General features: G+C 68.1%; 16 protein-coding genes. 12 read left to right on the forward strand and 4 right to left on the reverse strand.

Features of this window, described 5'->3' with window-relative positions; translation table 11 throughout:
- Nucleotides 1-106 precede the first annotated feature (106 nt).
- The 7 genes from V1227_RS11595 to V1227_RS11625 all read left to right on the forward strand — a co-directional run bounded on the left by V1227_RS11595 (nt 107) and on the right by V1227_RS11625 (nt 5198).
- Nucleotides 107-1420, forward strand: a complete 1314-nt coding sequence (locus tag V1227_RS11595; protein WP_329792518.1) for a phenylacetate--CoA ligase family protein — start codon at nt 107-109, stop codon at nt 1418-1420.
- Nucleotides 1408-1896, forward strand: coding sequence for a hypothetical protein (locus V1227_RS11600; protein ID WP_329792519.1), 489 nt, complete (start codon nt 1408-1410; stop codon nt 1894-1896). The genes V1227_RS11595 and V1227_RS11600 overlap by 13 nt, the downstream gene beginning before the upstream one ends.
- Nucleotides 1893-3113: a cytochrome P450 gene (locus tag V1227_RS11605; protein WP_329792520.1), complete on the forward strand. Its 1221-nt coding sequence runs from the start codon at nt 1893-1895 to the stop codon at nt 3111-3113. The genes V1227_RS11600 and V1227_RS11605 overlap by 4 nt, the downstream gene beginning before the upstream one ends.
- 28 nt (nt 3114-3141) lie before the next feature.
- Nucleotides 3142-3474 (forward strand): VOC family protein, encoded by a 333-nt coding sequence (locus V1227_RS11610; protein WP_329792521.1) that lies wholly within the window; start codon nt 3142-3144, stop codon nt 3472-3474.
- Nucleotides 3475-3732: 258 nt separating this feature from the next.
- Complete coding sequence (locus tag V1227_RS11615) at nt 3733-4149, forward strand: transposase family protein (RefSeq protein WP_329792522.1); 417 nt, start codon at nt 3733-3735, stop codon at nt 4147-4149.
- A gap of 9 nt (nt 4150-4158) precedes the next feature.
- On the forward strand, nt 4159-4839 hold the full coding sequence (locus V1227_RS11620) for a transposase (RefSeq protein WP_329792523.1): 681 nt from the start codon (nt 4159-4161) through the stop codon (nt 4837-4839).
- Nucleotides 4840-4889: 50 nt separating this feature from the next.
- The gene (locus V1227_RS11625; RefSeq protein ID WP_329794002.1) at nt 4890-5198 is read left to right on the forward strand and encodes a transposase; all 309 of its coding nucleotides are present in this window, start codon (nt 4890-4892) and stop codon (nt 5196-5198) included.
- Nucleotides 5199-5509: 311 nt separating this feature from the next.
- On the opposite strand, the gene V1227_RS11630 is transcribed toward V1227_RS11625, so the two are convergent.
- The 4 genes from V1227_RS11630 to V1227_RS11645 form a co-directional block, all read right to left on the reverse strand.
- Nucleotides 5510-7312, reverse strand: coding sequence for an acyl-CoA dehydrogenase family protein (locus V1227_RS11630; RefSeq protein WP_329792524.1), 1803 nt, complete (start codon nt 7310-7312; stop codon nt 5510-5512).
- A 178-nt stretch (nt 7313-7490) separates the two neighbouring features.
- Nucleotides 7491-7934 (reverse strand): acyl carrier protein, encoded by a 444-nt coding sequence (locus V1227_RS11635; protein ID WP_329792525.1) that lies wholly within the window; start codon nt 7932-7934, stop codon nt 7491-7493.
- 264 nt (nt 7935-8198) lie between these two features.
- A complete protein-coding gene (locus V1227_RS11640; RefSeq protein ID WP_329792526.1) occupies nt 8199-9296 on the reverse strand; it encodes a calcium:proton antiporter in 1098 nt (365 codons plus the stop codon).
- Between the two features lie 130 nt (nt 9297-9426).
- Nucleotides 9427-9828: an SSI family serine proteinase inhibitor gene (locus V1227_RS11645; RefSeq protein WP_329792527.1), complete on the reverse strand. Its 402-nt coding sequence runs from the start codon at nt 9826-9828 to the stop codon at nt 9427-9429.
- Between the two features lie 124 nt (nt 9829-9952).
- Here V1227_RS11645 and V1227_RS11650 point away from each other — a divergent pair, with 124 nt between their 5' ends.
- The 5 genes from V1227_RS11650 (at nt 9953) to V1227_RS11670 (ending at nt 12686) form a co-directional block, all read left to right on the forward strand.
- Nucleotides 9953-10660: a D-alanyl-D-alanine carboxypeptidase family protein gene (locus V1227_RS11650; RefSeq protein ID WP_329792528.1), complete on the forward strand. Its 708-nt coding sequence runs from the start codon at nt 9953-9955 to the stop codon at nt 10658-10660.
- Between the two features lie 90 nt (nt 10661-10750).
- The gene (locus tag V1227_RS11655; RefSeq protein WP_329794003.1) at nt 10751-11368 is read left to right on the forward strand and encodes a TetR/AcrR family transcriptional regulator; all 618 of its coding nucleotides are present in this window, start codon (nt 10751-10753) and stop codon (nt 11366-11368) included.
- Nucleotides 11369-11451: 83 nt separating this feature from the next.
- Entirely contained in the window at nt 11452-11856 is a 405-nt protein-coding gene (locus V1227_RS11660) for a hypothetical protein (RefSeq protein ID WP_329792529.1), read from the forward strand.
- Complete coding sequence (locus V1227_RS11665) at nt 11853-12134, forward strand: hypothetical protein (protein WP_329792530.1); 282 nt, start codon at nt 11853-11855, stop codon at nt 12132-12134. The genes V1227_RS11660 and V1227_RS11665 overlap by 4 nt, the downstream gene beginning before the upstream one ends.
- A 45-nt stretch (nt 12135-12179) precedes the next feature.
- Nucleotides 12180-12686: a COG4315 family predicted lipoprotein gene (locus V1227_RS11670; RefSeq protein WP_329792531.1), complete on the forward strand. Its 507-nt coding sequence runs from the start codon at nt 12180-12182 to the stop codon at nt 12684-12686.
- Nucleotides 12687-12856 lie beyond the last annotated feature (170 nt).

A 12856-nucleotide genomic window follows, 5' to 3' on the forward strand; every position in this document is an offset into this window, starting at 1 on the left:
GCGGGACGAGAGACGCCGTTCAGCGGCCGCCCGGAGATTTCAACGTCATCAGGCACTCATCGCCGATGCTTTCACGGGGCGGCATGATCTGGACGATCTGCGTTCGGTGAAACTGAGGGAGATCCTCGTTGCCGCTTCGCGCGCGGAACTATACGCGGAGTCGGTACCGGCGTTGCTCGCCAATGATGTCATCGGAACGCGGCCTCTCGGTGACGTGCTCGGCGAACTGCCGCTGTTGTCCAAGAGCGACCTGAGCGCGCGCAGCCACGCCGCCTTCACCGTGCCGCTCAGCGACTTCCTGCACTACTACGAGACATCCGGCACCACCGGCCCGGCCTCGGCGGCGCCGAAGGCTGACGACGATCTCATCGTCAACACCCTGAACATCGGTGAGATGTGGGCCAGGCTGCTGTCGCCGGACGACATCGCGCTGATCTTGATCATCGGTCCCCTCGCGCCGGCTCCGTACCAGTTCGAGAAGGTGTTCGAGTACCTCGGCATCACGTCACTGCGGCCGTCGGTCGACTACATCGACGGCGACTACTCGACCGTGCTGCGGCTGATCGGCGAACTGTCCGTCAACGTCTTCGTCGGTGCCCCGTCGCGGCTGCTCGCGATGATCCAGTTCGCTGTCCGCCAGGGCCTCCCTGTGCCGCGGTTCGACCGCCTGCTGCTCATCGCCGAGCAGACCGGCCCTGCGTCTTTGCGGCATCTGAGCCATCTGACGGGGGCGCAGGCGATGGTCGGCAGTTTTGGCTCGTCGGAGACGGGGACGACCGGGGTGGTTTGTGAGCGGGGCCAGCTGCACCTGCAGTCGCAGAGCTATGTTTTCGAACTGCTGGACGAGCAGGGTGTTCGGCTCGTCGACGGCTCGGCCGACAGCGGGGAGCTGGTGGTCACCACGCTCGATCTGCTCAGCCGACCGCTGTTGCGCTACCGGACGGGCGACCTGATCGAGATCGACGGCCGGCCGTGCACGTGTGGACTGGCGCTCCCCGTCATGCGGACCTCGGGGAGGCAGTCGGACGTGCTGGCCTTCTCCAGCGGTGCGGTGCATCAGGAGGACCTCGAGTCCGTTCTGTGGGCGGACGGCCTGTCGGACACGACGATCCTCAACTACATGTTGGTCATCCACGAGGACGAGATCGTCTGTCTGGTCACCACCGACGTGCTCCCCGACAGCGGGTGGGCGGACCGAACAGCCCGCCGGATCGCTCATCTCTTCCCGTGCCACCACCTCACAGTGCGTCCGGTCGAGGTGCTGTCGCCGTTGACGACGTTGAGCGGAGACCTCGGCTGGAAGCTTTCCCGGGTGCTCGATCTCGGGGACACAGGGGCGTGGAGCCGGCTGCCGGCGTCGATGAGCCACGTGGTCAAGGAAACGCTCGAGTCGCGAGGAGTGCTGAAATGCCCGAGATGACTGACCGGGAGAAGTACGAGTTCGTGCTCGGGGTCTACTTCCGCACCCAGGCGGCCATCGAGAAGTACATGGGACGCGAGCGGCTTCCGGAGTGGACGGCGCACGTGGCGCGGATGAACACCGACGCCACCAAGAAGCGGCTCCCCGAGCGGATCGACCAGGAACGCAGCGTCCTCGGCTCGCTGGCCAAGATGCTGGACGTCTACGATTCGGACGAGACGCTGACCGAAAACGACGGCACGTACCGGCTCGAGGTCCGGCGCTGTGGCATCTTCGACTACCGCGAACGGGCGCGTGACCAGGGCGTGGAGTTGACCCTGCCCGTCCCGTGCGAGTTCTGCGTCGACCTGCGCTATCACACTGCGGCCAACCTGGGCATGGTCGTGTCGCACCAGTTGGGCCACCGGTCTTGCAGCTGGGAGTGTCATCCGAGCCCCGCCGAGGATTCCACCGGTGAGGAAGCGGGTTCGCCGTGACCGCGACCCGAACGGAACCGCCGTTGCCCTACCGGCGAGAGCCGGCGTACCCGTGCAACCCGGCGAGCGAGCTTCGCGAGGCCGCAGCGGGGCAGCCGGTCGTGCGGCTGCCGCTCACGAGCGGGGTTCTGGTGTGGCTGGTGACCGGGTACGACGAAGCGCGGCAGGTGCTGGCCGACCCGAGGTTCAGCAGCAACCTCACGACACCGGGCACGGCGCTGCCGAAGCCGGGGGAGCGGACTCTCGCCGAGGAGTTGCAGGATCGGCAGCCCGGCACGTTCCTCGAGTACGACCCGCCCGACCACACCAGGCTGCGCGGCATGGTGGCCGGTGAGTTCACCGCGGGAGCCATGCACCGGCTGCGGCCGCGCATCGAGGCGATCGTCGAGGAATGCCTCGACGCGACCGAGGCGGCCGGCCCGCCCGCGGACCTCGTCGAGACGTTCGCGCTGCCCATGCCATCCAAGGTGATCTGCGAGATGCTCGGTGTCCCGTACGAAGACGACTTCGACTTCGCCGGGCACACCCTCGTCATGACCGACCTCATGGCCCGCCCGGAAGACACCTTGGAAGCCCGTGATGCCCTGCGCGGGTACATGCGCCGCATCGTCGTGGACCGGCGCCGGAACCCGACCGACGACGTGCTGGGTAGGCTGATCCGCAACCACGGCAACGATGTCACGGACGAGGAACTGGTCGGCATCGGCAACCTGCTGTTGATCGCCGGCCACGAAACCACGGCGATGATGCTCTCCCTCGGCACGCTCGCGCTGCTCCAACACCCCGCACAGCTCGCGATGGTGCGGGACGAACCATCGGTGGTGCCCTCCGCTGTGGAGGAACTGCTGCGGTACACGTCGATCGCGAACCACGGCGCCGTCCGCACCGCCACGACCGATGTCATGATCGGAGATCGGCTCATCAAGGAGGGAGACGCGGTGGCCGTGTCGATCCCCATGGTCAACCGTGATCCCGTCCGGTTCGACGACCCGTACCGGTTCGACGTCACCAGGGACCCCAAGGCGGGGCAACTGGCTTTCGGCTACGGTGTTCACCGCTGCATCGCCGCCCCGATGGCGAGACTGGAGATGCAGATCGCCTATCCCGCGCTGCTGCGCCGGTTTCCGGCGCTGCGCCTGGCAGTACCTCTCGAACACGTCCCGGTCCGCACGTCCAATGCCACCCATGGTCTGCACGCGCTGCCCGTGGCGTGGTGAAGGAGGGCAAATGTCCAACATCACCGAGGTGATCGTGAGGGTGTTCGTCGACGATCTCGACGCGGCGTTGCCGTTGTACTTTCGGCTGGCAGGTGTGTCCGAGGCGAAGCGGTTCGAGTTCGGTGAGGTCCAGCTCGCCGGCGTCGGGTCGTTCCTTCTGCTCAGCGGTAACACCGCGCCATACCGCGACCGCGTCGCGACGCTCGTCGTCGCTGAGATGGAGCAGGTGATCGCCGCGCTGCAGGACACCGGAGGCACGATCCTAGACGGTCCGTCGCCGACTCCCAACGGCAACCGGCTGATCGCACGACACCCTGATGGCTCAGTGTTCGAGTACATCGAGAAGGTCCCGGCGCCCTGACGCGCAGCCCTGTGCCGCTCGAAAAGTCATCGCTGCACGTCATGCGACGTATCTGTGTCATTGATGAGTCCGCCTGGGAACAGGCTGCGCAGCAGCTTGCGGGTTGTGCGGCCGCGGGTCTGTCAAACGAACGGCTCTGTCCATGATTGCGTGATCAACTGACTGTGCCCGGGATCAGGTGTGCGGCGACGGTTTGTGATCATGTTTGGTGTGTGATCGTCAGTGGTTGGACGTGCTCCTGCGCACCTGGCGGGTGTGGTGGCCGAGCGGATCGAGCAGACCGCATCAGGCGTGCTGATCTGGGCGCGCGCCAAGGCGCAGGACGGTGTCCGCCCGTCCTGCGGCAGCCGCTCCCGCCGGGTCCACAGTCGTTGTGACCGTGGGCTGGCCGATGTCGCTGTGGCTGGTCAGCCGGTGGTGCTGCGATTACGCGTGCGTCGGTTCTTCTGCGACAAGACCAGTTGTCCGGCCGCGACGTTCGCTGAGCAAGTCGGCGACCTGACCGCCCGGCACGCTCGCCGGACCTCGTTGTGCCGCAGCGTGTCGGAACAGATCGGGCTGGCGCTGGCCGGCCGAGCCGGATCGCGCCTGGCGGCCAAGCTCGGGCTCGTGGCGAACCGGGGAACGCTGCTGGGACAGGTGCACGCGCTGCCCGATCCGAGGTCGGGACGGTGACGGTGCTCGGTGTCGACGACTTCGCGATCGCGTGGCCGCAAGTACGCGACCGTGCTGATCGACGCGGTCACCCATCGCCGCGTCGACGTGCTGCCGGACCGCAAGGCCGCCACCCCCGCGGCGTGGTTGCGTGAACATCCCGGGGTGGAGGTGGTCTGCCGGGACGGCTCGGCCGCCTACGCCGAGGCGATCCGCCAAGCCGCCCCGCACGCGGCGCAGGCCAGCGACCGGTGGAATCTGTGGCACAACCTGGCCACCGCGGCGGAGAAGACCGTCGTCGCCCGCTCCCCCTGCTGGAACACCACACCCAGCCCGGCGGACTCGGCGGTGGCGGCGCGCACGCGGGAGCGGTTCACCGCCGTGCACGACCTGCTCGCCCAGGGTGCCGGGCTGCTGGAGTGCGCGCGGCGGCTGGGCTGGGTGTTGCACACGGTCAAGCGCTACGCCCGCGCGAAGCGCGCGGAGGACCTGTTGCGACCGCCGCGCTACGGCGCCTGCCTGGTCGACTCGCACCGCGACCTCGTCCGGCAGCGCCTGGCCGAGAAGGTCCCGGTCACCCGGATCCCGGCCGAGATCCGCGAGCACGGCTACACCGGCAGCGCGAACCTGCTCGTGCGCTACGTCAACCAGCGCCGGGCGATCCCGAGTGCGTCGCACCCGCACCACGACACCTGGTCTCCTGGCTCCTGAGCCGCCCCGCGGACCTGCTCGACCATACCCGACGTCATTTCGACGACCTGATCGCCGCCTGCCCCGAGATGACCACCCTGGCCGCTCAAGTGCGCGAGTTCGCCGCCATCCTCACCGGCCGCCGCGGCCAGGACCTTCCCGACTGGATCGCCACCACCCGCGCGAACACGCTGCCCGGCTTCGAGTCCTACCTCAACGGACTGGACAAAGACCTGAATGCGGCGATCGCGGGCCTGACCGTGCCCTACAGCAACGGGCCCGCCGAAGGCGTGAACACGAAGATCAAGCTACTCAAGCGACAAACCTACGGCAAAGCCAGCATCAGTCTGCTACGCAAGAGAATCCTTCTCATCAACTGACCACGCAGCCGCGTCGAGGTCATCCTTGATCACGCAATCATGGACAGAGCCGTTCGTTTGACAGATCCCTCTGCCGAACCGGCCTGGCCGGAATTCGTCAGGCTGTCCGTAACGCTCCGGCAGCCGGTGCGCAACCGAGGGGGCGGCGAACACGAACGATCCCTCGCGGACAGTGTGGCCGCCCAGTTCAAGTTCTTGAGCGGCCACCCGGCCTGGATGTAAGTCACTGGATGCAGGCGCTCGGTCTCGTGCGTTCGTCCGGCGCATCTCGGCATTTGATGACACGATCATCATGACTCGATGACATCGAGCTATGACGTCCAACTCTCCGGCAGAGATGCGGTCAAGTAGTTCTCGGTCGCGAAGGCCGAAGGGGTCAGGTCCGCAGTGACACCGAACGCCTCGATGAGTTGGTGGAGGTGCGGTGCCAGTTCCTCGATGAGTTGCGCGTGGCGGCCCTCCAGCTCCCGTACCTCTGCAGGCTCGACAGTCCCGTGAACGATGTGCCAAGACGCGGTCCGCAGCACTTCTCCGGTTCCGTACAGCTCGGCGACATGCTCCAGCAAGCTTTGAGCACCAGCACGGTCCTGGCAGGTCGAGCGCAATTCATGAGCCGCCCACGCGGCTGCACTCGCTTCTGCGATTTCCATCGCCTGCTGCCCGCCTCGAGAGCCTTGCCTCTCGGCCAGGACACGGGCGCGCAGGTCCAGCAGTCGTTGCCAGGCCGGAACCCGACCGGCCGGCCGAGGGAGCAGGGCCGCCCGATTGGCGGCCAGGGTCAGACCGGCGGCGACCTGGAGGACCTGGTTGTCCCCTTCCGCGGTGATGGCGCCTTGAGTGATCCCGATGTAGTCGACGATCATGTTGGCGCGGAACATGCCCTGTGCGCCCATGCGTTCCCGGCATTCCTGGAGGACATCCAGGGCCGTCCACGTCAACATCGGTTTGGCCAGCATCGCCAAGAGGGAGCTGGCCCCGTCGGGTGAGGTGTTCTCCCCCGGTTCGATCGCTGCCCAGGCCGCGTTGCCCAGCGCAGAAGCGGCGTACACCCTCGCGACGGCTGCGGTGAGCGGCAGGCGGACGTTGTCCCGGTCGAGCATCCACTTGCCGCCGGCGGTTCGGCGCTTGGTCGCGTAGCGAGCCGTGAGCGACAGAGCCGCGCGGGCAGCGGCGACCGTTCCGGTGGCCAAGGCCACGCGCCCGGTCTGCAACTGCCCGATGGTGTGGTGGAAGCGCTTCCGCCGCGATGGCACCGAACTGTGGAACCTGCCGGACTGGTCGAACGATGCGATACCCCCGGACAGCCAGCCGCCTTCTGGCACCACAGCGCCGTCGAAACGCGTGGCGGCGTTGTCCATCGGACAGAAACCTTTTTCCGGCAACCGGTGGGTCTCGACACCCGGAACGGTTCCCGAATGGTCGCGCAGCGAGAACAAGAAGGGGAAGACGCCTTCGTCCCGGCCCTCCACGATCAGACGAGCCGCCACGATCGCGACTTTGGGCACATCGCCATCGGCCACGTTGGGCATGAACTTCACAGCCGCAGGATCCGGCGTGTGCAATGTGAACTGCCTCAGCAGCGGGTCCCATCTGGCTTCGGTCTTCATCTCCAACACGTTGCTGCCGTAGCCCAGTTCCGTGAGCAGGAACACGCCAACGTACTCCGCGTCGTCAAGTCGGGCCAGCGCACTTCTCTGCTCGGAAGAAGCGGTGCCCAATCGCTGAATTGCGCCAGCGGTCAGGACAAAATGGCCACTCAACACGGCGAACAGGTCCGGCGTGACAACAGCCGACCACTCGAACAAACTCCGCACCACGGCCGGATCCATCGCGATCCGGCTCGATGCGCCGAGTTCGGCGACTACAACTCGCAACTGCTCATAAGCTGCCCTGGCCCGGTCCTGATGCGAGCTTGTCGGCTCCACCTTCCGTCGTGCGGAAACGATCGCGGCACGAGCCGGGTTTTCCAGGTCGGCGGAGAAGAGCGCTGATCGTAGTGCTGCGACGGTGTGGTCATCTAGCGCGGTCGGGAGCATTGCACTTGCCCTCTCATAATGATGTGCCAGGGAGAACCAATACTGCTGAGACAGGGCATCGGCGATGCAGGCCCGCATTCCTGGACCGGCTCGTCCGCGGCCATGAGGCCCGGTGGCTGGAGCGGCTCAAGACGCCGCGTCGTGACCGGGCACTGCCGTTGGCTTGCGCGCGCCGACGCCTTTCAGGTCTCGTCAACGCCTACGCCCGCCGGCCCCACCATCCCCCGGCCGGTGATCACAGCAGCACAGCGCATGCTCATGCGGCGACCTTGCGACTCATCAACGCGGCGAGATCGGCGATCGTGACGACCGACGTGATCTCTTCATCAGAGAGGACAGTGTTGTAGCGCTCTCCGATGACCACGCCGAACTCGACCACGTCGAGAGAGTCGGTCAGCACCTCTTCGAGCACGGTGTCCTCGGTGATCGCGTCCGCCGGAACGGCGAACTTGGTGGTGAGGATCTCGACGATCGTGCCATGCAGAGTGGACAAGGCCATTCCTCCTACAGCAACAGGTGCTCGCACAACGGGTGGGCCGTGGCGAGAACCACCCTGCGTCAGGAGAAGCAACCGGAACCTGCGGAGAACCGCAGCAACGGCAACGTGATCCCGCAGCGGCGTCACGCGGCGCTGTGGAGAGATCTCGCTGTTCGGGCCGCCTTCGGCGAACCGCAACACGACCCGCGCCCGCAACGCCAACACCTGCACCGTCTTGCGGGGCCGCGTCCAGCCGTGCAACACGCTCGCCCAGGCCTTGCCCGTCAGCTCACCACGTCCGAACGGCCGAGCCTCGCGCCTGCGCAGGCGGCGTCATCGGGCCTGATCAGCCGGGCGTCCACTGTGGACCTGCCGACCAGTTCCGACAGCACTCCCACTCCAGCTGATGACGCAAGTGCCCTGCGACGCATTGCGGTCGAACGCAGGAGCTGGGCACAACGGATCCATCAACAAGTCCGGATCTCGTTACGGGTTCACGGCCAGGAACAGGAACGCCGCCAGCAGGACCAGGTGCACACCGCCCTGCAGGCGGGTCGCGCGGCCGGGCACCACGGTCAGCACGCTGACGAGGACCGTGAGCAGCAGCAGGATCATCTGCGTCGAGCCGAGGCCGAGCAGGAGCGGGCCGTCCAGCCAGATCGTCGCCAGCGCGATCGTCGGGATGGTGAGGCCGATGCTCGCGATGGCCGAGCCGTAGCCGAGGTTGATGCTGGTCTGGATGCGGTCGCGCAGGGCGGCGCGGGCGGCGGCGATGGTCTCCGGCAGCAGGACCAGCAGGGCGATGACGACGCCGACGAACGACTGGGGGAAGCCGGCGGCGCGCACGCCCGCCTCGATCGCGGGCGACTCGATCTTCGCGAGGCCGACCACCGCGACCAGCGCGACGAGCAGGAGGCCGAGCGAGGTGAGCGCGGCCTTGCCGCTCGGCGCTTCGGCGTGCTCGTCGGCCTCGATCACGCCCGCCTCGTCGACGGGCAGGAAGAAGTCGCGGTGCCGGACGGTCTGGGTGAACACGAACATCGCGTACAGGCCGAGGGACGCGAACGCGGCGAACGCGAGCTGCGGTCCGGAGAACTCCGGGCCGGGCGTGCTCGTCGTGAACGTCGGCAGCACGAGCGTGAGCGTGGCGAGCGTCATCACCGTGGCGAGCGCGCCGCCGCTGCCCTCCGCGTTGAACAGGATCGTGTGGTGCTTCAGCGCGCCGAGCAGCAACGCGATGCCGATGATGCCGTTCGTGGTGATCATGACCGCGGCGAACACCGTGTCCCGCGCGAGGGACGACGCCTCCGGCCCGCCGGACACCATCAGCGTGACGATCAGGGCCACCTCGATGACCGTCACCGCGACCGCGAGGACCAGCGACCCGAACGGCTCCCCCACCCTCAGCGCGACGACCTCCGCGTGGTGCACGGCCGCGAGCACGGTCGCGGCGAGGACCACGGCGACGAGCGCGACGAGCACGCCCCCGAGTTCGCGCCCCCACGTCAGGACGAGCAGGAGCACGCCGAACGCGGGGGTGATGGTCGTCCAGTGGAGCAGCGGGAAGCGCGGAGCGGCGGCCATGATCCAACCCTCGCACACCGGGCGGGCCGCCCGCCATTCGACGGAGCACTGATCCCGAATGCGAGAAAATGTGGAGCGGAGCGCCCCTGCCGCGCCCCGCTCCACATTTTTTTGGTGCCGTGTCCGATCCCTAGAAATCGAAGAGGGCACCGGTGTGCGCCAGCATGACGCACGAGTTCGGGTAGGTGTGCACCTCGTTCACGGGCGCACCTCGCCAGAAACCGAACATCCTCACCTCGACGGGGGCGTAGTGGAACGTGCACGCCCTCCCGTCGGCCTGCATGACCTGCAGGTCGGCACCGGCGGACGCCAGCGTCGCGCAGGCGAGGGCCCCGCGCGGGTGCTGGTCACCTCGTCCGCAGGTCAGGACGGTTGCCTTGACGGCGTTGCCGTCGAAGTCCGAGTACTGCGCGGACAGGATCAGCGCCGTGCCCCGCTGTGCGGGTGGGGCGGACGGAGCGGCCTGCGCCGTGCCGGCGAAGGCGAACAGCGAAACGAGCAGAGCGACGAACGCACAAATGCGGCCGGACATGAAAGCGGTCCTCCTGAGACCTCATGAAAACGGGCCGGTTCTCGGCCGCCGCAGATGTTGCCACCCGGATCGGCGGCGGCGAAAGGGGCCAGAAATCGTTCACTGATCACATCTGCGCACCCCGGTGAAAACCAGGCTGGTCCGAACGGATGTGTCGCTCGCCACATTCGCCGGTACACAGCTGCCGAAGGACTGTTACGGGTTGCTGACAGACACCGCCGCCGTCCGACGTATTATTCGAATCATGTCCAAGACCTCCAGACGCGTCGTGTCCGGCGTTCTCCTGATCGTCACACTCGTGGTTTCCACCGGCGGCGCGCTGGGTTACCTGGGCAGGCTGACGCTCGCGTTCGACCGGCACGCCGGAAAGCCGCTCGCGATAATCGAGGAAGTGCCCGGACCGCCGGGAGGACCGCCCTGCCCGATCGACGCGCGGTACTACGACGAGGCCCCGGAAGGCCTTCGCCCCGAGGTGCTGCAGGCGTGGCTCGCGCTGCGTTCCAAGGCCTCTGAACAGGGCGTTCAGCTCTGCCTGAACGACGGCAAGCGCAGCCGCGGACAGCAGCGGGCCGAGTTCGACGAGGCTGTGGAGAAGTTCGGCACCGAAGAACTCGCGTCGAGGTACGTGCTGAACCCGCCGGACCGCTCGATGCACGTGATCGGATTCGCGGTCGACATCCAGCCGATCGAATCCGCGAAATGGGTCGAGAAGAACGGCGGCACCCTCGGCTGGTGCCGCCGTTACGAAAACGAGCAGTGGCATTTCGAGTACAACTCCGGTTATTCGACCGGAGGCTGCCCCGCCCTCATCCCCAGCGCGACGGGCAGCTGACCCTTGCGCAAAGGTCCAGACGCGTGACATGCGCGGCAGGTTGCGCCGACGTAATCTGACAACCCTAGTTACCAGATGGGAGCACCACCGGTGGCCCGTGCCTACGGCGGCATCTCACCCGAGCAGCGCAAGGCCGAGCGCCGGGCGAAGCTGCTCCAGGCGGGACTCGCGCTCTTCACCGGCACGGGCTTCGCGGCCACCCGGATCACCGGGCTCTGCGCCGAGGCCGGCGTCTCCACGCGCAACTTCTACGAGGAGTTCGCCTCGAAGGAGGACCTGCTGCGCGAGCTGCACGACCTGATCAACGCCACCGCGTTCGAGCGGGTCCGCACGGCGCTCGCCGAGCTGGAGACCGACGACGTGGCCGTCCGGGTCTCGACGCTGCTGGACGCGTTCGTGCGCAGCGTGACGGCCGATCCGCGCGCGCCGCGCCTGAACTACGTCGAAGCCGTGGGCGTGACCGCCGAGATCGAGCAGCAGCACGTCCGCTGGGTGACGACGTGGGCGGAGTTCATCGAGTCGGAGGCCCTGCGCGCCGCGGACGCGGGGATGGCACCGCGCCGGTCGTACCGGCTGACCGCGATCGCACTGGTCGGGGCCATCACGGGGCTGCTGCGCGAGTGGCAGGCGCACGAGCCACCGCTCGACGTGGACGAGATCGCCGCGGAGATCCGGGCGCTGGTGCTGGCGGCGATCACTCGGCCGTGAGGGTGTCCGGCCGCGGAAGCGCCCGTGGCCGCCCCGAGCCGCTCGTACGGTTCGGGCATGGTCGAGACTCCCGGCTCCGCCCGGTGACCCGCCTCGTCACCGCGGTCGCCGTCGTCACCGTCTACGTCGCCCTGGTGCTGACGATCACCGCGAGCACCGAGCTCCGCGTGCGCGACGGCTTCCGGGACGCGCCCGTGCACCACTCGGCCTTCCTCGCCGCCCTCGACCGCGGCTCGGCGCGGGACACCGCCGAGGCCGCCCGCTGGTTCACCGGCAACGGGGCCGCGTCCAGCCGGACCCGCGCCTCGATCTCGCTGGCCACGAGCGCCACCGAGGACGGCGAGTTCGACCTGGCCCGCCGCTTCGTCCGCGACCTGCCGGCGGCCGTCGAGCGCGACCAGGCGAACCTCGACCGCGAGACCCGGCAGGCATGGTCGGCCGCCTGGCCGTGGCTGGTCGTGGGCAAGCTCGGCTGCGCGGCGTCGTGACCGGGCAGTGGACGTCAGCGGTCGTCGTGTTCGGCCAGGACTGGAACCCGCACGTGGAAGGCGTGGGACCGTTTCCCGGCGAGAAGAACGACATCGGCCCGCCGGTGTTCCACATCGGCCGGGCGGTGCAGAGGGCGCTGGCGTCGGTCGGGACGCGCAAGCGGGCACTCGGGCCGCGCAGCAACCGGGCGGTGCTCGCGGTGTTCGCCAAGGCCGCGCTGCTCGTCCCCGCCGGGTTCCTGGCTGTGCACTTCCTGCGGTTCGTCTTCCTGTGGTGAGGCTCGCGCTGAACCGTCCCCCGGCCGCCATCCGTAAGCCCGGGCGTGAGCCGCATCGCCGTCTTCGCCCTGCTCCTCGCCTGCCTCGGCGCCTGTTCGGCCGAACCCCCGCAGGAGACCGCCTCGCCGGAGGCGCCGGAGGCCGCGGCCGGACCCGTCGCGGGCCCGGCGGTCGTGCTGCCGGGCGACATCGCGACGCTGCGGGTGGAGCAGTCGCCGGCGGTGGGTCCCGTCGTCGCCGACCGCCAGCGCTACACGCTCTACTTCACCACCGACGACGGCACCGACCCGCCCAAGCCGACCTGCCTCGAACCCGAGTGCACGCTCGTGTGGGTGCCGCTGCTCGCGAAGGGCGGCCAGTTCGACGCCCCCTCGCTCGACCGGAAGCTCCTCGGCACCGTGCGGCGGCCGGACGGCACGGAGCAGGTCACGATCGGCGGCAAACCGGTGTACCGGCACGTCGACGACGAGCAGGCGGGCGACGCGGTGGGCCACGGCGTCGACGGCAAGTGGTTCGCCATCTCACCTGCCGGAACGCCGGCCGCTCGTTAGCACGTCGAGATCTCGCCACGCCCGGCCGCGACAGCGCGTCACACCCGCACGACACACCGGAACCGGCTGCTCCGCGGAGTAGCCGGTTTGTCGCGTTCGTGTTGCTGGAACGATTCGTTTGTACCGGAAATCAAAAAACCGGTTTCGCCCGGAACCGGTTTCAGGTATCA

It is taken from the genome of Lentzea sp. DG1S-22, from assembly GCF_036321065.1.
Classification (GTDB): domain Bacteria; phylum Actinomycetota; class Actinomycetes; order Mycobacteriales; family Pseudonocardiaceae; genus Lentzea; species Lentzea jiangxiensis.